Origin of the sequence: Aeromonas dhakensis, assembly GCF_000820305.1 — a bacterium.
GTDB lineage: Bacteria > Pseudomonadota > Gammaproteobacteria > Enterobacterales > Aeromonadaceae > Aeromonas > Aeromonas dhakensis.
The window spans coordinates 1-18,181 of the sequence record NZ_CDBH01000042.1 but is presented as its reverse complement, the minus strand read 5'-3'; the positions used below and the strand labels follow the sequence as shown (position 1 = coordinate 18,181).

17 protein-coding genes, 1 tRNA gene, 1 pseudogene and 1 riboswitch are annotated in these 18,181 nt (G+C 60.4%); of the genes and pseudogenes, 10 read left to right on the top strand and 9 right to left on the bottom strand.

Annotation, left to right across the window (positions count from 1 at the left end; all coding sequences use genetic code 11):
- The first annotated feature begins 41 nt into the window (after positions 1–41).
- Positions 42–884, top strand: a complete 843-nt coding sequence (locus tag BN1143_RS10220; RefSeq protein WP_042050487.1) for a MurR/RpiR family transcriptional regulator — start codon at positions 42–44, stop codon at positions 882–884.
- A gap of 170 nt (positions 885–1,054) precedes the next feature.
- Here BN1143_RS10220 and BN1143_RS10215 read toward each other — a convergent pair.
- Positions 1,055–1,144 (bottom strand) — tRNA-Ser (locus BN1143_RS10215).
- Between the two features lie 419 nt (positions 1,145–1,563).
- Here BN1143_RS10215 and BN1143_RS10210 point away from each other — a divergent pair.
- Both BN1143_RS10210 and BN1143_RS10205 read left to right on the top strand, forming a co-directional pair.
- A complete protein-coding gene (locus BN1143_RS10210; protein WP_042050486.1) occupies positions 1,564–2,481 on the top strand; it encodes a L,D-transpeptidase family protein in 918 nt (305 codons plus the stop codon).
- Positions 2,482–2,508: 27 nt separating this feature from the next.
- Positions 2,509–3,507 carry a DUF481 domain-containing protein gene (locus tag BN1143_RS10205; RefSeq protein ID WP_042050485.1) on the top strand — a complete coding sequence of 333 codons (999 nt, stop codon included), beginning with the start codon at positions 2,509–2,511 and terminating at the stop codon, positions 3,505–3,507.
- 138 nt (positions 3,508–3,645) lie between these two features.
- On the opposite strand, the gene BN1143_RS10200 is transcribed toward BN1143_RS10205, so the two are convergent.
- The 3 genes from BN1143_RS10200 to BN1143_RS10190 all read right to left on the bottom strand — a co-directional run bounded on the left by BN1143_RS10200 (position 3,646) and on the right by BN1143_RS10190 (position 6,183).
- Positions 3,646–4,365, bottom strand: coding sequence for a MaoC family dehydratase (locus BN1143_RS10200; protein ID WP_017783374.1), 720 nt, complete (start codon positions 4,363–4,365; stop codon positions 3,646–3,648).
- Positions 4,366–4,598: 233 nt separating this feature from the next.
- The gene (gene rlmF, locus BN1143_RS10195) at positions 4,599–5,543 is read right to left on the bottom strand and encodes a 23S rRNA (adenine(1618)-N(6))-methyltransferase RlmF (protein ID WP_042006046.1); all 945 of its coding nucleotides are present in this window, start codon (positions 5,541–5,543) and stop codon (positions 4,599–4,601) included.
- Positions 5,544–5,694: 151 nt separating this feature from the next.
- Positions 5,695–6,183 carry a C40 family peptidase gene (locus tag BN1143_RS10190; RefSeq protein WP_005298673.1) on the bottom strand — a complete coding sequence of 163 codons (489 nt, stop codon included), beginning with the start codon at positions 6,181–6,183 and terminating at the stop codon, positions 5,695–5,697.
- Between the two features lie 275 nt (positions 6,184–6,458).
- Between BN1143_RS10190 and BN1143_RS10185 the strand changes: the two genes are divergently transcribed.
- Entirely contained in the window at positions 6,459–7,181 is a 723-nt protein-coding gene (locus tag BN1143_RS10185) for a 4'-phosphopantetheinyl transferase family protein (protein WP_042050484.1), read from the top strand.
- Positions 7,178–8,026 carry a tetratricopeptide repeat protein gene (locus BN1143_RS10180; protein WP_042050483.1) on the top strand — a complete coding sequence of 283 codons (849 nt, stop codon included), beginning with the start codon at positions 7,178–7,180 and terminating at the stop codon, positions 8,024–8,026. The genes BN1143_RS10185 and BN1143_RS10180 overlap by 4 nt, the downstream gene beginning before the upstream one ends.
- Before the next feature lie 143 nt (positions 8,027–8,169).
- Here BN1143_RS10180 and BN1143_RS10175 read toward each other — a convergent pair whose 3' ends face one another.
- Positions 8,170–8,412 carry an Lpp/OprI family alanine-zipper lipoprotein gene (locus BN1143_RS10175; RefSeq protein WP_010634682.1) on the bottom strand — a complete coding sequence of 81 codons (243 nt, stop codon included), beginning with the start codon at positions 8,410–8,412 and terminating at the stop codon, positions 8,170–8,172.
- A gap of 224 nt (positions 8,413–8,636) precedes the next feature.
- Positions 8,637–9,290 carry a 3,4-dihydroxy-2-butanone-4-phosphate synthase gene (ribB, locus tag BN1143_RS10170; protein ID WP_042050482.1) on the bottom strand — a complete coding sequence of 218 codons (654 nt, stop codon included), beginning with the start codon at positions 9,288–9,290 and terminating at the stop codon, positions 8,637–8,639.
- 105 nt (positions 9,291–9,395) lie between these two features.
- Positions 9,396–9,553, bottom strand: a riboswitch (FMN riboswitch).
- A 199-nt stretch (positions 9,554–9,752) separates the two neighbouring features.
- Between ribB and purU the strand changes: the two genes are divergently transcribed.
- A complete protein-coding gene (gene purU / locus BN1143_RS10165) occupies positions 9,753–10,589 on the top strand; it encodes a formyltetrahydrofolate deformylase (protein ID WP_011705222.1) in 837 nt (278 codons plus the stop codon).
- A gap of 69 nt (positions 10,590–10,658) precedes the next feature.
- On the opposite strand, the gene BN1143_RS10160 is transcribed toward purU, so the two are convergent.
- Both BN1143_RS10160 and cls read right to left on the bottom strand, forming a co-directional pair.
- Complete coding sequence (locus BN1143_RS10160; RefSeq protein ID WP_042050479.1) at positions 10,659–11,921, bottom strand: DUF945 family protein; 1,263 nt, start codon at positions 11,919–11,921, stop codon at positions 10,659–10,661.
- Positions 11,922–12,016: 95 nt separating this feature from the next.
- Complete coding sequence (cls, locus tag BN1143_RS10155; protein ID WP_005298659.1) at positions 12,017–13,498, bottom strand: cardiolipin synthase; 1,482 nt, start codon at positions 13,496–13,498, stop codon at positions 12,017–12,019.
- Between the two features lie 96 nt (positions 13,499–13,594).
- Here cls and BN1143_RS10150 point away from each other — a divergent pair, with 96 nt between their 5' ends.
- Positions 13,595–14,137, top strand: a complete 543-nt coding sequence (locus BN1143_RS10150) for a YceB family lipoprotein (RefSeq protein WP_005298658.1) — start codon at positions 13,595–13,597, stop codon at positions 14,135–14,137.
- Between the two features lie 4 nt (positions 14,138–14,141).
- Here the strand turns inward: BN1143_RS10150 and BN1143_RS10145 are convergent, their stop codons facing one another.
- A complete protein-coding gene (locus BN1143_RS10145) occupies positions 14,142–14,621 on the bottom strand; it encodes a GNAT family N-acetyltransferase (protein WP_010634686.1) in 480 nt (159 codons plus the stop codon).
- 428 nt (positions 14,622–15,049) lie between these two features.
- Here BN1143_RS10145 and BN1143_RS10140 point away from each other — a divergent pair, with 428 nt between their 5' ends.
- The 3 genes and pseudogenes from BN1143_RS10140 to BN1143_RS10125 form a co-directional block, all read left to right on the top strand.
- A complete protein-coding gene (locus tag BN1143_RS10140; RefSeq protein WP_042050478.1) occupies positions 15,050–16,213 on the top strand; it encodes a M23 family metallopeptidase in 1,164 nt (387 codons plus the stop codon).
- Between the two features lie 194 nt (positions 16,214–16,407).
- Positions 16,408–17,805, top strand: coding sequence for an alpha-amylase family protein (locus tag BN1143_RS10130; protein WP_042050476.1), 1,398 nt, complete (start codon positions 16,408–16,410; stop codon positions 17,803–17,805).
- 172 nt (positions 17,806–17,977) lie between these two features.
- Positions 17,978–18,181, top strand: a pseudogene (locus BN1143_RS10125) (lytic transglycosylase domain-containing protein); the annotation flags it as partial.

Genomic DNA, 18,181 nt, shown 5'->3' with positions numbered 1-18,181 from the left:
TCATGGCAGTCTGAATCCTCTCCCCTCCGAAGGAGTTCCCATTGAATCAACCTGTAGAAGCCCCACGTGTTCTCTTGCTGCTTCGCCATCAACTCGCCACATACAGCCAGACCCTGCAGCGGTTGGGACAATTCGTGCTGGAACAACCCCAGCGGGTGCTCTACCTGACCATCACCGAGCTTGCCCGTGAGAGTGGCACCAGCGAAGCCAGCGTGACTCGTCTCTGCCGTGGTGTGGGTTGTCGTGGCTATACTGAATTCAAAATGGCGCTGGCTCTGGAAACCCAGCAGGAACAAGCCAGCCAACCTCAGGCATCGGCGACCAGTGCATTCAGCACTCTGATTGAAGAGAGTGTGGCTGCATTGCGTGATACCGGCGCCTTGGTCAGCCAGCAGGCACTCTTACAAAGTGCCGAACTATTGGAGAAGGCCCGCCAGATCCAGATCTATGGTGTTGCTGCGAGTGCGATTATCGGGGAGTACCTAGCTTATCGTTTACTGCGTATGGGTATATCCGCCCAACAGTTCAGTGATATGCATCGAGCCGCGATGAACGCGACCAGCCTGAAACCGGGGGATGTGGTGATAGCGGTCTCCAGCTCGGGCTCGACCAAAGACCTACTTCATGCGGTACAACTGGGCAAGGAGCATGGCGCTAACATCATAGTGCTCAGTAATACCAGTCGCAGTCCGCTCGCCACACTAGCTGATCAGTTGCTGGTTGCTGCTAAACCGGAAGGTCCACTGACTGCAGGTTCATTTCACTCCAAGATCAGTGCAATGCTGGTGATCGAGCTGCTGAGTCAACACTTATTGGAAAATAGGCCGGAGCTGGCGGGAGCTATCTCGGATAGTGCCAAGGCTACGTTGCCTTGGTTGATATAATCGCTAAGAGAGGGAAACATCATCAATACGTGGGCACCTGACTGGATCGATGTCCAATGTAATCCATCCGGGTAGTATGTCAGCCAATACCAGATGGCATACTGAATGGCATACCAAAAAGGTGACTAAAAGAAAAAGCCCAACCTAATCAGTAGGTTGGGCTTGGTATGTGGCGGAGAGACAGGGATTCGAACCCTGGGTGGCATTGCTGCCACAATTGATTTCGAGTCAATCCCGTTCGGCCACTCCGGCATCTCTCCACGGGGCTTCATTGTTACCGGAGCCGCCTCTGGAAATCAACTTGAATCTCTTTAAAGATCAAACGACTGCACACAAAACCAGCAAGTGAGTGCATGTCTGGCAGCAGGCGTCCGAGCCTGTCGCTCCCGGTACTGGTACCCAATCCAAGGCGATCAGCCCCCTGCATTGCATCTCGTGCATTCGATGGCGCTGAACCGCCATCCCCTCTCCCGTCAGCGTTCCTCTGCTCATTGCAGATGGCTTGGCTTTGCATTAAAAACAGGCAAGACAGGGTCAACATGACAAATTGCCGTGCAGGGACCCGGCTGCACCCCTTGCCGGTCAGGCTGGCAATCGGCGCGTATTTGACTGACAATTTCCCCCTTTTTCCTCGGGGAGGTCGCGGTGCGGCCCCCTCATCCAATCAGACAGGAAGTACATGTTCATCGCACGAACCCTCTCATTGCTGGCACTGACCGCCAGCCTGCTGACGGCTCCGGCCCTGGCTACCACCTATCCGCTGCCCCCGGCAGGCAGCCGCCTGATCGGCGAGCTGGAGGACTACATAGTCCAGCCAGATGAACATCTCGAGCTCATCGGCAAGCACACCCAGATTGGTTTTTTGGCGCTGCTGGAAGCCAATCCGGGAGTTGACCCCTATTTGCCCAAACCGGGCACCCGGCTGACCCTGCCGACCCAGATGCTGCTGCCGGACGTGCCCCGCGAAGGCATAGTGATCAATCTGCCGGAGCTGCGCCTCTACTATTTCCCCAAGGGCAAGAACGAGGTGATGGTGCTGCCCATCGGCATCGGTGACATAGGGCGGGAGACCCCCGAAATGACCACCACCATCATTGCCAAGAACCCCAATCCGACCTGGGTGCCCGGCCCCATGGTGCGCAAATCCTGGCTGGAACAAAAAGGGATCACCCTGCCGGCGGTCGTGCCGCCCGGCCCCGACAACCCCCTCGGCAAGTTCGCCATGCGCCTTGGCTATGGCAAGCGGGACTATCTCATCCACGGCACCAACAAGGATTTCGGCGTCGGCCTGCGGGTCAGTGCCGGCTGTATTCGACTGCGCCCTGACGACATCGAGGCCCTGTTCAAGATTGTCCCCGTCGGCACTCAGGTGCGGGTGATCAACCAGCCGGTCAAGACCGCCATCGAGCCGGATGGCCGCCACTGGCTGGAGGTTCACTCTCCCCTCTCTCGCACCGAGCTGGAGCTGAAACAGGGCGCCCCGCTGATCCTCTCCGCCGAGGCGCAGGCCTTCATCGCCAGGCCGGAAGTCGACGGTGACAAGGCCGCCAGCGCGCTCAACAGCAAGAACGGCATCCCCCGTCCCGTCAGCGGCTGATAGCCAACCATGTTCACGAGGATCTTCATGAGCTACCGCGTTTTTTGTCTGTTTGCCCTGCTGCTGAGCCCGGCGGCTCTGGCCGACATCCTCTGGATGGACAACGGTGACCGGCTGACCGGCACCATAGAAGAGATAGGTGACGAGGAGGTGCGCATCGCGCTCCCTTACAGTGAGCCCGTCACGGTCAAGCGCGAGGCGGTCAAGCGCTGGCGCATCGAGAAGCAGGACAAGCCGAAACCGACCGTCAAGAGCGGCATTACCCTGCTCGCCCTGACGCCGGATGATAAGAAGGCTTGGCTGTGGAGCGGCAGCGGCGATCTGAACGTCAAGCTCAAGCACAGCGACAAGCAGACCAACAACGTCAACCTGAAGGCATCCACCGAGGTGGCCAACCTCGACTGGCGTTATACGCTGGACGGGGAGTACATCTACGAGACCGCCAACAACGTCACCAACAGCCATGAGTACCGGCTCAAGCCCATGCTGGACTTTTTCTTCGACCAGCGCTGGTTTTTACGATCAGCCATCGACTTTGAATACCAGATGCTGGACCCCGAATACATGGATGTGGGGTATGTGACCGGCCCGGGTTACCGGTTCTGGAACGACAAGCGGCGACGACTGGAGCTGATCAGCCAAGCGGGACTGGAGCGTTCCTACTTCCGGCCAGGTTATTGGGACAACTTCATCATCCCCGATATTTTCAACGACAGGATCATCAGCTATCCCCTGATGGGCCTTGGCTGGGACTATCGTCAACCCGTTGCGCTCTGGTCGGAGCAACTGGAGCTGTTCAGCAAGGGCAGCTACAAGCGCTATCTGGACCAGCCGTCGCCCTACATCACCCGGGAACAGGCCGTAAAAGGCAGCCTGGGGATGCGCTACTACTTCAACGATCACCTGCGCCTCTCCTGGTCGAGCGAGCTCGACTGGGAAGACTCGAGATTGGACTATCAAGGTGTTCAGACACCCTTATCAGGCAAAGAGTGGCGTCATCTGATAAGCTTGGGGGCAAGCTTCTAGTCCTCAAGACAAGCCATGGATACGCAAGTGGCTGCGACATAGGTAAGTACAACAAATGCCATAAACAAAACAGGCTCACCGAGGTGAGCCTGTTTTTTTCTATACGATTCGGGCCACGGAGTGACAACCGTCACCCCATCAGAAGTAGAGTCGGGTGACAGATTCGATGACACAGCCGGGGCGACGTACACCCTCGATCTCCACCTTGATCTCCTTGAGCAGCTCCAACCCGCCCTTGATGGGGGTAACCCGAGCCAGCTTGGTGCGCGCGCGGATATTGCTGTCCACCTTGATGGGGTACGGGAAACGAACCTGATCCAGACCGAAGTTCACCACCATGCGGGCGGTCGGAAACTCCGGATTGGCCTCGTCCACCGAGCCGGTCAGCTGCGGCAGCAGGGCCAAGGTCAGGAAGCCGTGGGCGATGGTGGTCTTGAACGGCGATTCGGCCGCGGCACGTTCGGGGTTGGTGTGGATCCACTGATGATCCCCGGTCACGGCGGCAAACTGATCGATCATCTGCTGGCTGACATGCAGCCATTCGCCCACGTGGGTTTCTTCACCGATACGCGCCTGCAAGGTGGCAAACAGGGTAGCCGCCTCACCGTCGAGTTCGATGATCGACTCTTGCGGTGGCACGGGCTGGCCGTTGACGGCCTGGGCCGCGCCCTGCTGCTGCAGCATGGACTGGCTGTCGCTCTGCAAATCCAGCACTCGCCCCAGCAGAGGGTGGAGGTGTGCCTTTTGCTGAAACTCACGCCAGTAGTCGCGGATAGCCGGGGAGAGCCAATCCTTGAGCTCAAAGGGGTGCTGCGCCAGTATTTCGCGCTTGCGCTTCAGAAAATCGACAACTTTCATGTACCGATCCCTATTCGATTCAAAGCCTGTAAAGAGGTCTAACCAGTCCTATTTTATTAAAGTTACAGCTGAAAGTGCAAAAAAATCTCGGCGTACAGCTGTACCAAGGCAAAAATCACTACAGGATAGCTACATAGCAGCATGATGAACCAACAAAGAAATCGATTGCCTGTTTTTTATCCGAGCATGTTTACATTGAGATTAAAAAGGCCCGTCACGGGCCTGTGTAGAGATCAGCGCGCTGCAGACCACCACTCGCGGCACCCTGCCTCATCGAAGAAGGTCCAGGCCAGCACCCGGCTCACCTTGTTGCCCTGCGCCATCTCGAGCACCCGCACCTGACGAGCACCGACCCGGGTCAGCGCCTTCTTCGCTGCCGGCAGATTCTCCTTTTTCGATACCAGCGAGCTGAACCAGAGGCACTGCTCGGCAAAGGCCCGGCTCTGGTTGATCATCGCGGCCAGAAAGGCAGCCTCTCCCCCTTCGCACCAGAGCTCGGCCTTCTGGCCGCCGAAGTTGAGCACCGGCTTGTCCTTGACCTCCTTGCCCAGATTGCGCAGCTTGCGCTCCGTCCCCTTGCTCGCCTCCGCCAGCGACGCGTGAAAGGGAGGGTTGCAGAGGGTCAGCGCGAAACGCTCGCGCGGCGCCACTATGCCCTGAAAGATGTCGCCGGCCCTGCCCTGCAGGCGACACTCGATCTGGCTGCCCAACCCGTTGCTGTTGGCCAGCAGAGAGGCAGCCTTGACCGACACCGGATCGATGTCGGAGCCGACGAAGCGCCAGCCATATTCGCGGGCACCCAGCAGGGGGTAGATGCAGTTCGCCCCCACCCCGACATCCAGCACCCGCACGCCCTTGCCGGTCGGCACCTTGCCCGCGCTCTCGGCCAGCAGGTCGGCCACTCTGTGCAGATAGTCCACCCGCCCGGGAATGGGCGGACAGAGATAGCCGGCCGGCAGATCCCAGTGCAGGATGCCGTAATGTAACGCCAGCAGGGCCTTGTTCAGCGCCTTGACGGCGGCGGGGTCGGCAAAGTCGATGGTGCTGGCGCCGTAGGGATTGACGAAGACGAAGGGCTGCAGCTCGGGAGTGCGCAGGCAGAGCGCGGTAAAGTCGTAGGGAGCCTGGTGGCGATTGCGCGGGTGCAATCCGGATTTATGGTCTGAACGGGTCTTCATGCTGGGCCTGCCGGGGAAAAAACGGGCCCACACTATAGTGATTCGGCACCCGAAAGTCTAAATCGCAGCCATAAAAAACCGGGCTGCGGGAGCCCGGTTCAAGTGAGGTTGGAAAAACAGTCCGTACTGCGAGCCGTTTGTCCAGCCTGACTCAGATGTCGATCCGGCGTGCCTGCCAGAACTTGCTGCGCCAATAAGAGCTGTCGAGCTTGGAGCGGGTTACCCCGGCCCGGGTGGAGGCGTGGATGAACTCGCCATTGCCCACATAGATGCCGACGTGGTTGAGGCGGCGATTGATTTTGAAAAAGACCAGGTCACCTTCGACCAGATCCTGCTTGGAGACTCGGGTGCCTTCATGGACCTGGGAGCGGGTATCACGGGGAAGTTCGATGCCGACAGCGTTGCGGAATACTTCACGGGCAAAGGCGGAACAATCGATGCCGCGCTGGCTGCTGCCTCCCATGCGGTAAGGAACGCCGCGCCACTCTTTGTATACAGTCAGGATTTCGTTTACATCTGGGGTTTGTGAAGCTTCCGGTTCAATTACGGGTTCCATCATGGAAACTTCGATCTTGCTCGCGACCTCGGGCTGGGGTGCCGAGGCACAACCCACCATTCCGAGCGCGACCAGCAGTAGCATCAGGTGGCGCAATCCTTTATCCCCGCAAAATAGTAAAACTTGTTAAAATACGGCCCGAACGGGCAATTTATAAGGCAACAGCACCCGACTATATCCAAGAATTCTATCGAGGCAAGCGAAAATCCCTATCGACCTCACATTTCTGCAAGGAAATGCATTATTTTTCCTGATTAATGTGATCGTGGCCAAACAATATACAATCTCGAAAGAGGCCGTCCTGACCGGATTAAACTGACTTTTATCGCTGTTTCGCCGCTCTTTTAAAGTGAAAAATTATGATCTCTGTGGATCTCTATTTGTTAAAACCGGCAAAGGTCGACGCCGAGCAGCTGACTCTGCTGCAGACCCTGCTCTCCCCCGCCGAACGGCAGACATGGCAGGCCATCGGCCAGCCGTTGCGCCGCCAGGAGTACCTGCTCAGCCGCGGGCTGCTGCGACGGCTGCTGGCCGAGCGGCTGCAGTGTCAACCCGATGCACTGCAATTTGCCAGCAACCCGCACGGCAAACCTGTGCTAAGCGACGGGTGCTGGCAGTTCAATCTCAGCCACAGCGGGGATTGGCTGGTGATCGCCCTCTGCGCCGCCGGCCCGCTCGGGGTCGACATCGAGATGGGTCAGCGCCGCCGCCAGACTTTGCCACTGGCGCGCCGCTTTTATGCACGCAGTGAATATGAGTGGCTGCTCGCCCTGCCCGAAGCGGAGCAAGAGTCGGCCTTCTATCGGCTCTGGTCGCGCAAGGAGGCGGTACTGAAAGCCCACGGCGCCGGCATCGCCGCAGGCCTCGACAAGGTGCGCTTCGTGCCTGAGGAAGCGTGGCGGCTCGACAACCAGCTCGATCAAGAAGATTACCGGGTGCAGGATTGGCCTATCGGCCAGGGCTGGCTCAGCCTGGCTGCGCCGACCCTGGCCGTCAACGGCTGGCTGCTCGATGGCAGCTTGAATTCCGGCCCATTCAACCCCATGTTAACTCACACCATTTTCCAAGAGTCAGCCTCATGATCGTCGACATCAATCCCCAGAATTTCCAAGCCGCCCTGATCGATGCTTCCATGAAAAAGCCGATCGTCATCTATTTCCACGCCCCCCAGATGCCGGAGTGTCAGGCCATGACCCCGCAGGTGGAGGCGCTGGTCGGCCCGGCCAATCCCCAGGTGACCCTGGCCAGGGTCGACATGAACGATCCGCAGCTGCAACCGCTGGCCGGTCAGCTCGGTCTGCGCGCCCTGCCGGCGCTGGTGCTGTTCCATCAGGGACGCCCTGACGAGCAGGCCATTCTGGAAGGCCCGCAGGACGAGGCCACCCTGCGCGGCTATTTCGCCGCCTTCGCCCCCAAGGAGGAGCAGCTGCTGCTCGAACAGGGGCAACAGGCACTGGCGGACGGCCAGACGAGCGTGGCCTATGGCCACTTCGGCAAGGCCCATCAGCTGGCACCGGATCGCCACGACATCAGTCTGTGGTTGACCCAGGCGGCACTCGATCTCAATCTGCTTGATGAGGCACAGGATCTGCTCGGCAAGATCCCGATGATCGCCCAGGATGACCACTATCAGACGCTTGTCTCCCGTCTGGCGCTGGCCCAACAGGCCGCGGACAGCCCGGAGCTGCGGGCGCTGGAAGCCCGCCACCAGCAGGAGCCTGACAACTTTGCCCTGGCCCAGGAGCTGGCGGTGCAATACAGCCAGGCCGGTCGCCAGGAAGAGGCGCTGGCGCTGCTGTTCACCATCCTCAAGCGGGATCTCGCCTTCGGCGATGCCAAGAAGACCTATCTCGACATCCTGACCACCATGGGATCCAACCCGGCGGCGCAGGGTTACCGTCGCAAGCTCTACAGCCTGCTCTACTGACTTGAAAGGAAGATGAGCAACGGGGTGATGCCGAGCGATCGGCATTGCCTTGTCAGGCGAGGATCAGCGAGGAAAATGCGGGAATTTGATGAATTTCAGGCAAAAAAAAATGGCGCATAACTGCGCCATTTTTTTCGCATGGATTACTTCTTGTAGGAAGTAGCCATGTTGTCGATGCGCTGGTTAGCACGCATAGCTTCTTGCTTGGCTTCTGCAACATCAGCAGCGATCTTGGACTGATCAGCACGAACAGCGCTAACATCTTGAGCCAGTTGGTCAACTTTGTTAGACAGATTCTGAACGGAAGTTTCCAGTTCGCTGGTGTTTGCACAACCGCCCAGCAGAGCGGACAGACCAACAACACCTACCAACAACATTTTTTTCATTTTAAAAGCTCCCTTTAACTCGCCAGACGTTTAGCAAGCGGCGTGATTATGGCACAAAAAAATCATAGTTTGGATAGGCCCCATCACAGATAAATGCATTAAAACCCTCATTTTTTTTTAAACGTACACTTTTTGTGCAAAGTTCAGTCAAAAATAAGGGTCACTGGATGAGGTTCGCACAAAGCGTAACCAAATTTTGTGCTTATTACAATTTCGTATGAGGCTCAGGCTGAACGTTCTGACAGCAACTGACGATACTGCACCAGATCCTCGATGGTCAGCACCGGCATATCATGGCGGCGGCCAAATGCCACCAGATCCGGCAAGCGGGCCATGGAGCCATCTTCCTTGGTCAATTCGCACAACACACCGAAGGGTTTGAGCCCGGCGAGCTGCATCAGATCGACCGTGGCTTCGGTGTGGCCGCGGCGGGTCAACACCCCGCCAGTGCGGGCCCGCAGCGGGAAGACGTGGCCCGGGCGGTGCAGGTCGGAGGGTCTGGCACCGTCGGCGATGGCGGCCCGGATGGTGGTGATGCGATCGGCCGCCGAGACGCCGGTGGTCACCCCCTGCGCCGCCTCGATGGTCACGGTGAAGGCGGTCTGATAGTGGCTGGAGTTGGCCTCCACCATCATCGGCAGTTCGAGCTGGCGTACCCGCTCGTCGGTCAGGCAGAGGCAGACGATGCCGGAGCACTCGCGGATCATCATGGCCATCTGTTCATTGGCCATGGATTCGGCGGCGAAGATGAGATCCCCTTCGTTCTCCCGATCTTCATCGTCGGCCACCAGCACGCCGCGGCCGGCACGCAGAGCTGCCAGCGCCGCTTCGACACGGGCAATGGGATCACCAAATTCACTGAGAAGAGACTGATTCATGGTAAGACTCCTAAACAAGACAAGGACCAGAATCAGGGCATGGAAAGGCAGACAGAGATAGGCATGCGGCGGCCGGCCCGCGGGGGGCTTGCCTGCAATAGTCTGTCTTATCCTCTTTCATCCGGACTGTGACCGTCGGCTCCGGCATCTCACCGGATCTGCTGACCCCGTCCCGGTGCAATACCGGGTCGGGCGCTCGCGGGCTCCCCGAGTCAGATCGGGATACCGCCGGTGGGGAATTTCACCCCGCCCTGAGAATAAGCGCAGACAGCCTAAAGAAAAACGGCGCCGGATACCAGCACAAAACCCATCAAGGATGAATAGCATGCCTGCTCCGGGGCACGGATCGCCCGGATGCACGGCGCGCTGTCCTTTCTGATTTTGTTTGTGGCATAGTGCCAGAAAAAACGCGCGGCCTGCGCAGACTCAGGCGCCAACAACACCAACGGAATCATGATAGAGATGGAAAAGAAAATACTGCTGACGGACTGCCCGGACGCCAAGGGCCTCATCGCCAAGATCACCAACATCTGCTATAAGCACCAGCTCAACATCAACAAGAACGACGAGTTCGTGGATCACGAAAACGGCCGCTTCTTCATGCGCACCGAGCTGGAGGGGCGCTTCAACGACGAGACCCTGCTGGCCGACCTCGATGATGCCCTGCCCGCCGGTGCCCAGCGTCGGCTGGTCAAGGCCGGCAAGAAGCGCATCGTCATCCTGGTGACCAAAGAGACCCACTGCCTCGGCGACATCCTGATGAAGAACTACGCCGGTGCGCTGGACATGGACATAGTGGCAGTGATCGGCAACTACGACACCCTCGCCGAGCTGACCGGCAAGTTCGACATTCCGTTCCACACCGTCAGCCACGAGGATCTGAGCCGCACCGAGCACGAAGAGCAGGTGCGCGCCATCATCGACGGCTACCAGCCCGACTACGTGGTGCTGGCCAAGTACATGCGGGTGCTGACCCCGAGTTTCGTCGAAGCCTATCCGCGCAAGATCATCAACATCCACCACTCCTTCCTGCCCGCCTTCATCGGTGCCCGCCCCTATCGCCAGGCCTTCGATCGCGGGGTCAAGCTGATCGGCGCCACCGCCCACTTCGTTACCGACGATCTGGATGAGGGCCCCATCGTCGAGCAGGACGTGATCCACGTCGATCACACCTTCAGTGCCGACGACATGGCCAAGGCCGGCCGCGACGTGGAGAAGTCCGTGCTGAGCCGGGCGCTCGAGCTGGTGCTGAACGAGCGGGTGTTCGTCTACGGCAACAAGACGGTGGTGTTCAAGTAACTCCAGCCACTGAAAACGACAAAGGCTCCCGCGGGAGCCTTTGTTCCATGTGCACTGACGCGACGTCAATCAGAGCGGCAGATCGTTGATGGTCATGGCGCCCTTGTCGAGCTTGATCTCGGCCGTAAGCTGATCCTTGTCCGCCTTGAGATACCCCATGGCAGCGAACTGGTCCAGCATGGGTGCCAGCTGCGGCACCGCCTTGCCCAGTTTGCCGCTCAGGTTGGCGTGCAGCAGGCCGGAGAGGGCGTGCATCCCCTCTTCGCTGTTGAATAGCTGCTCGAGCGAGGTGCCCGCCAGCTTGATGTCGCCCTTCATGGCCACCGGCTCGCCGTTGAGATGGGAGCTCAAGTCCACCAGCTCCAGCGTGGCGCCACGCTTGAGCATCTTGTCCAGCGCCTGCTGGATCGCTTCCTCCTCCACGCCCTGGCCGCTGGAGGCCTGCAGCGCCTGATAGCCTTCCAGATCCAGCCCCTTCAGATTAAGGGCCAGCTTGCTCTGGGTCAGCGCCAGGTTGTCCGCCTCGTTCTCCAGATTGAGGGTATCCACCTTCATCTGGTAGCTGCTGGAGAGGGTCTGGGCATCATCCCCAGCCAGCTGGGTCTCGGAGGTCAGCCCCTGCAGGGAGAACTTGACGTTGTCCGGCAGCTGTACCGACAGCGCGGAGAGGGTCATGTCGCTGCGGGGAGAGAGCCAGATGCCGCGGATCTCGGCCATGTCGGCGCTGCCTTTGAGCTCGGCCAGCACCATGTCCATCTTGTTCTGCTCTTCGTGCAGGGTCATCCCCTGCCAGTGGAAGGTGAGGTGGCCATTGCCTTCCAGATCGCCGTGATAGTCACCCTTCATCGGCAGGAAGCTGAACTCGTCGAGCCCCTGCTTGACCTTGAACTCGTTGGCCCAGAAGCGGCTGCTGTTGCTGGAGGTCCACAGGCTGCTGACCGACTCGATGCCAAACTGCCACTGCTCCATTTTGAAGGCACTGAACACGGGCGCCAGCGAACCTTGCCTGGTGTCGAGCAGCATGTTGCTCTTGATGTAGAGCGGCAGGATGCGGCTGTCGACGATGAACTGCACCTCGACCGGCTCGCTCCCCTCCAGCTGACCATCCAGGCTGGCCAGGGTCTGCGGGGTGATCACCATCTTCAGTACGCCATCGCGAGTGAACAGGTTGCTCGAACCCGGCTGCCAGCTCAACTCGATGCCGCTCTCCTGCTTCACCTTGGCGATCTGCTCGGCCATGATGCGGTCGAACGCGTTGCCCGTGTACCAGCAGGCCCCCAGCCCACCCACCACCAAGGCCGCCGTGACGGCCAGCGATACTCGCTTCTTCATCTTTATTCCGTTCTCCAGGGAGTGATTGCCGCACTCTACGGGGCAAGTTCGGGGGGAGGCAAGCGCAATTCGGCGCCGACCACAATTAAGTGATGTCACAACAAGGGGCTGAACAGATAGAACATGTTCTCCATTGCCTTCTTGTACCAGGGGCGTGCCCGCCACTTGGCCAGCGACATGGGCGTCGCCTCTACCATGTAGCCCTGCACCAGCTGGGTCATCTCGGCGACGAACACCGGGTTGTCGATGAGCAGGGTCACCTCGAAGTTGAGCCAGAGGCTGCGCCGATCCAGGTTGACCGTCCCCACCAGGGCGAAGTCGTCATCCACCAGCACGCTCTTGGTGTGCAGCAGGCCGGCGTCGTAGCGGTAGATCTCCACCCCCGCCTCCAGCAGCTCTTCCATGAAGGCATTGCAGGCGTAATTGGCCATGATGGAGTCGTTGCGCGCCGGCAGCACCAGCTGCACCTGCACGCCGCGGGCCGCCGCCGAGGAGAGCGCCGCCGCCAGCGGATCGTCCGGCACGAAGTAGGGGGTGGTCAGCACCAGATGGTGGCGGGCCTGGTAGATGGCCAGCAGCAGGCTCTGCTGGATGCAGTCGCCGCCGACGAAGGGGCCGGACGGGATGAGCTGGGCCCGGTAGTTGCTCTGGGGCCAGGCCTCCGGCTCGTGCTGCAGGCTGTCGAGCAGCCGCTCGCCGGTCTCCATCTCCCAGTCCCAGACGAAGATGGACCACATCAGCGGCACCATGGGGCCCTGTACCCGGATCATGATGTCGACCCACTGGCCGACCCCGGCGTTCTGCTTGAAGAAGCGGGGATCCACCATGTTCATGGAGCCGGTGTAACCGACCCTGTCATCGATCACCACCAGCTTGCGGTGCATACGCAAATCCTGGCGCTGGAACGGGATGCGCCAGGCCCCGACCGGCAGCACCTCCACCAGCTTGACCCCCGCCTTGCGCAGCTTCTTAGGCCAGGGCGAGCGGAAGAAGGTCTTGCTGCCCATGGAATCGAGCAGCAAGCGACAATCCACGCCGCGCGCCGCCACTTCCATCAAGGCTTCACACACCTCGTCGGTGTCGCCGCCCGGGTGCCAGATGTAGAACTCCAGGTAGCAGGACTGGGAAGATTGGCGGATGTCGCGCACTATCTCGCGCAGGATGGCTTCCGGCTTGCTGAGCAACGTCATCCGGTTGCCGGAGAGCATGGGCATGGCCAGTCTGCCCTGGATCAGATCATGCAACGGCTGGGCCTTCTCCCCCACCTCGCAGCAGTGCTGGGGGAAGAGCCGGGCCAGCTGGCGGATCCAGATGGCGTAAGGGCGGTACATGGCTTGGGCCCGCTCGGCGCGCCGCCGGCCGAGGCGAATTTCGCCAAACAGCACGTAGAAGCCGACCCCGGCAAACGGGATGGCATAGATGAGGGCGAGCCAGGCGAGCGAGACCCCGATGGGGCGTCGCTTCATCACCACCCGCAATGAGACCCCCGCCACGATCACGGTGTGAAACAGCAGCAGCAACCAGCCCAGGAACTGGGAAAACAGCAGTTGGATGTCGTGCTCCAGACCGTTGATCACGAGAACTCCTTTTACACAGGGGTGAAAGCGGTGGGCAGATCCCACGAAAGCAGGATGGTATGCTGTAAGACACACCCATTCAATCAGGTCGTTAGCATGATCCTGTCATCTATGCTGCTCAGTCTGGCCATGCTAGGTCAAGGCTCATATGACATCAATGAGCAACAGATAAACCAGTACCTGCAATCCCAGGTGCAAGTGAACAAACAGCTGGAGCTGCCCGGCATCATCAAGGCCCATGTGCAGCTCGAGCAGAGCGACGTGCAGATCGGGCGTCAGAGCCCGGACACCGCCCGGGTCTACGGCAAGGGCAAGCTCAAGATCGCCCTGCCGGACAACACCGAATACGACGCCAGGCTGAACATGGCCTACGAGGCGAGGCCGCGCTACGACAAGGCGCAGAGCGCCCTGTTCCTCGACAACATGAAGTTGATTGAATACAAGCTGGAACCTGAGGCGGCGCAGCAGAAGTTCGGCTTCATGCTCGGCATGCTGCTGCAGAGCATGGAGAAGCGGCTGGAGACCCAACCTGTCTACCGGCTCGATGCCAAGGATCCGAATCAGGCCTGGCTGAAGGAGAATCTGCTGGGGCTGGAGCTGTCACCGGGCAAGATCCACCTGCTGACCAAGCCCCAGTAAGGGATCAGTTGTAGACCGGGGCCTTGGCCTGGCGCACCAGCAGCTCGATCTGGTAACCCTGTTCGCGCTGCTGGTCATAAAGGGAGAAGAGCGGCCCCTCCAGCTCGTGCAGGGGCAGGTCGGCAAAGCCGGCCTTGAGGTAGAAGGGTTTTTCGAACGGCAAGGCCTGGCAGATCACCGGCTTGTCCAGCAGATCGCTGCAGGCGTGCTGCAACAGACGAGAGCCCAGCCCCAGCGACTGATAGTGGGGCAGCAGGCGAAAGCCGCACAGGTGGTAGTAATCCTGTTCGTCGCGCAGGCGCACGGCCCCCACCAGCCAGTGGGCGTCGCGTACCACGAAGATCCGCTCGGCCAGATCCGGCACGTAGTGGGAGAAAGTAGTTTCGTAGTAGTCCCTGATCAGGGAGAGATCCGCATCGCAGTACTCTTCGAACGTGAGTTCCATCGCCCGTTTGCCTATCACACTCGTTTCATCCTTGGCCATCCGGCCAGATCCTCGCACAGAAGTTGTTGGTCGAAGAGATCCGACCAGCATGAAGATATCACGGCTTTTAGTAACAAAAAAGCCAATAACCACATCAAGTTGCATACTTTTTAACATGCTGCCGGCGCGGCGGCAAACCGCAATCCTAGCACGGCAAACCAGAGGCAGACACTGTTTGTCCCTTCTCCTAGCCCTTTACGGCAGCTCGCCATTTCTTGGCCCGCAACTCACTGATTTGGCTCTACAAACAGAACATGTAAACATTTATTAACAAGTCACTCTCGTCAGCGCCCCGGATAAAAAGCTCCATTCGAATAGCAACTTCACCGTTTCGCCCTATGGTGAAGCCTTGGCATAGCATCGCGCTGTTGTTGCCTGCGTGGGGTCATCCCCACACCGACACCTCACCACTTTGCCAAGGAGCTATCATGTCCAGACCGATCCCCTCCCTGTTGCTGCTGGCCCTGCTGCCCGCCGCCAGCTGGGCCGGCGACATCCATGTCCCGCTTGCCCCCTATCACTTCACGGCGCAGCAGTTTGCCGCCGGCCAGCCCTCGGCACTCCCCCTGGATGAGGCCCACTTCGTGTTCGGCGAGGCGGCCATGGCGTTCGATCTACACGACTTCCTGCTGCAACAGGCGCCTCACCTGCTACCCAAGGAGGAGGTGATCCTGCACTGGAGCGGCATCACCAGCCTCAACCCCCAGCTGCTGCTGGCCCTGATGGAGACGAGCAGCCAGCTCATCTCGGCCCCCTCCGAACAGGCCATGGCAGCGCCATTCGCCAAGCTGGTGAAAGCCAGGGGCTTTGACAACCAGCTGGAGCTGATGGCGCGCCAGCTCTCCGAGCGCTTCTACCAGGCCCGCGCCCAGCTGCAGCTCACCCCGCGCCGCGCCCCCGCCCTGGCGCCGCAAGCCGCGCACCAGGCCGCCCTCGCCAGCCTGTTGAGCGCGCCAGTGCAGCAGCAGCTCGGTGAGCAGTGGCGGACCTTGTTTGGCCAGGACGCCATGACCTCCCCCGGGGACGGCGCGGCCGCCCCCGTCGCACCGCTGGCCGGCGGTCAGTTCCAGCTGCCCTGGCGTCAGGGCTACAGCTGGAAGGCCAACGGCGCCCACTCCCATACCGGCTCCGGCTACCCCTACTCCTCCATCGACGTCTCCTACGACTGGCCTGGCTGGGGCGGCGCCACCTACACGGTCACCGCCGCCAACAGCGGCACCGTCACCGTCTTCTCCCGCTGCCAGGTGCGAGTCACCGCCCCCAACGGCTGGGCCACCAACTACTACCACATGAGCGGGATCTCGGTGCGCAGCGGCGACTACGTGGCCGCCGACACCCCCATCGGCACCTATGCCAGCAACCGCAACGAGGCCCTGTGCGAGGGCGGCTCCTCCACCGGCCCGCACCTGCACTTCTCCTTGCTCTACAACGGGGTGTTCCAGTCCCTGCAGGGGCAGAAGCTGAGCAGCTATGCCGTCAACGTCGGCGCCAGCAACTACGACGACAACTGCAACCGCTTCTGGCTCTACAACCAGCGCAATGGCCAGCGCTACTGTGCCTGGCAGCCGCTCTACAACAACGGGGTCGACTGAGTTGCAATACAGCCCGATAAGTGATTGAAAAATCAGTAATGATGGGATCTGTGCGGTTTTTTGCAAGCCGTCACAGATCCGCACAGTCCGCTTTGAAAGTGCTCACAAAATCACCGTCAGGCGATTGCCGGCCAGCCAGGCTGGTGTGAGGCTCTGGGTGCCCATCAGGGCACCCAATAAAAGGACTGACAATAATGAAACACACAGCGGGAATCTGGGCGATCGCAGGCATGCTGATCGCTCCTTTGGCACACGCCGACGTCATACTGCACGCCTTCAACTGGAAATACAGTGAAGTCACCGCCAAGGCCGATCTCATCAAGGCTGCCGGCTACAAACAGGTGCTCATCTCGCCGCCCCTCAAATCATCGGGCAACGAGTGGTGGGCACGCTACCAACCCCAGGATCTGCGCCTCATCGATACACCCCTTGGCAACAAGCAGGAGCTCGAGCAGCTGATCGCTGCCATGCAGGCGCGGGGCATCGCCGTCTACGCGGACGTGGTGCTCAACCACATGGCCAACGAGAGCTGGAAGCGCAGCGATCTCAACTACCCCGGCAGCGAGCTGCTGCAAAGCTATGCCGCCAACCCCGGCTACTTCGAGCGGCAGAAGCTGTTTGGCGATCTGGGCCAGAACTTCCTGGCCGGCCAGGACTTCCATCCGGAAGGGTGCATCAGCGACTGGAACGATCCGGGCAACGTGCAGTTCTGGCGGCTGTGCGGCGGCGCCGGCGACAAGGGGCTGCCGGATCTCGATCCCAACAACTGGGTGGTGAGCCAGCAGCAGGCCTACCTCAAGGCGCTCAAGGGGATGGGCATCAAGGGCTTTCGGGTCGATGCGGTCAAGCACATGAGCGATTACCAGATCAATGCCGTGTTCACCCCCGAGATAAAGCAGGGGATGCACGTGTTCGGCGAGGTGATCACCACCGGCGGCGCCGGCAGCAACGACTACGAGCGCTTCCTCAAGCCCTACCTCGACAGCAGCGGTCAGGGTGCCTATGACTTCCCGCTGTTTGCTTCCCTGCGCGGGGCGCTCGGCTATGGTGGCAGCATGAACCTGCTGGCGGATCCCGGTGCCTACGGCCAGGCGCTGCCGGGCAGTCGGGCGGTCACCTTCGCCATCACCCACGACATCCCCACCAACGACGGCTTTCGCTACCAGATCCTGAACCCGACCGACGAGAAGCTGGCCTATGCCTACCTGCTCGGCCGCGACGGCGGCTCGCCGCTGGTCTATTCGGATCATGGCGAGACTCAGGCCAAGGACGGGCTGCGCTGGCAGGACTACTACCTGCGCAGCGACCTCAAGGGGATGATCCGCTTCCACAACGCGGTGCAGGGCCAGCCCATGCAGCTGGTCGGCAGCGGCGACTGCTTCGTGCTGTTCAAGCGCGGCAAGCAGGGGCTGGTCGGCATCAACAAGTGCGACTACGAGCAGGAGTACTGGCTTGATACCGCCAAGTTCGAGATGAACTGGTATCGCAACTACCGGGACGTGCTCGACCAGAGCGCCGTGATCAACGTGCAGAGCCAGTGGGTGCGGGTCGCCATTCCCGCCCGCAGCGCCCGGCTCTGGCTGCAGGAGTAAACCGGCCACAGCCGCGCGAGGCCGCCACCGGGCGGCCTCGCTTTTTTTTTGCCGCACACAAAATGGTGAGCCGAGGCCACACCTCGACCTGTGCGGGCTTGTTCTGCCCGCGCCGTGATGCTTTACTCAACAAGGCTAACGAGGCTGAAGGAGCAAGCCGTTGAAAGCATGGATGTTGATGGGATTGATCCCGCTGTTCTCCTCACCCGGCTGGAGCCAGACACCCGCCCCGGCCGAGGTGGTGACCCTCACCGCCGAGCCGCCGGCACCGCCCCCCGCGGCGCCCCCCGTCACCATGCACACTCCGGGGGTGCTGCCACCACCCGAGCCGACCAGCCCCCCGCTGCCGCCCGGTACCCGCCAGATCCAGGTCTAC

Coding starts and splice junctions, on each gene's coding strand:
- BN1143_RS10145 (WP_010634686.1), bottom strand. CDS start 14,621: ATGGCCAAGGATGAAACGAGTGTGATAGGCAAACGGGCGATGGAACTC.
- BN1143_RS10130 (WP_042050476.1), top strand. CDS start 16,408: ATGAAACACACAGCGGGAATCTGGGCGATCGCAGGCATGCTGATCGCT.
- BN1143_RS10140 (WP_042050478.1), top strand. CDS start 15,050: ATGTCCAGACCGATCCCCTCCCTGTTGCTGCTGGCCCTGCTGCCCGCC.
- BN1143_RS10160 (WP_042050479.1), bottom strand. CDS start 11,921: ATGAAGAAGCGAGTATCGCTGGCCGTCACGGCGGCCTTGGTGGTGGGT.
- BN1143_RS10210 (WP_042050486.1), top strand. CDS start 1,564: ATGTTCATCGCACGAACCCTCTCATTGCTGGCACTGACCGCCAGCCTG.
- BN1143_RS10175 (WP_010634682.1), bottom strand. CDS start 8,412: ATGAAAAAAATGTTGTTGGTAGGTGTTGTTGGTCTGTCCGCTCTGCTG.
- BN1143_RS10185 (WP_042050484.1), top strand. CDS start 6,459: ATGATCTCTGTGGATCTCTATTTGTTAAAACCGGCAAAGGTCGACGCC.
- rlmF (WP_042006046.1), bottom strand. CDS start 5,543: ATGAAGACCCGTTCAGACCATAAATCCGGATTGCACCCGCGCAATCGC.
- ribB (WP_042050482.1), bottom strand. CDS start 9,290: ATGAATCAGTCTCTTCTCAGTGAATTTGGTGATCCCATTGCCCGTGTC.
- BN1143_RS10200 (WP_017783374.1), bottom strand. CDS start 4,365: ATGAAAGTTGTCGATTTTCTGAAGCGCAAGCGCGAAATACTGGCGCAG.
- BN1143_RS10205 (WP_042050485.1), top strand. CDS start 2,509: ATGAGCTACCGCGTTTTTTGTCTGTTTGCCCTGCTGCTGAGCCCGGCG.
- purU (WP_011705222.1), top strand. CDS start 9,753: ATGGAAAAGAAAATACTGCTGACGGACTGCCCGGACGCCAAGGGCCTC.
- BN1143_RS10180 (WP_042050483.1), top strand. CDS start 7,178: ATGATCGTCGACATCAATCCCCAGAATTTCCAAGCCGCCCTGATCGAT.
- BN1143_RS10150 (WP_005298658.1), top strand. CDS start 13,595: ATGATCCTGTCATCTATGCTGCTCAGTCTGGCCATGCTAGGTCAAGGC.
- BN1143_RS10190 (WP_005298673.1), bottom strand. CDS start 6,183: ATGCTACTGCTGGTCGCGCTCGGAATGGTGGGTTGTGCCTCGGCACCC.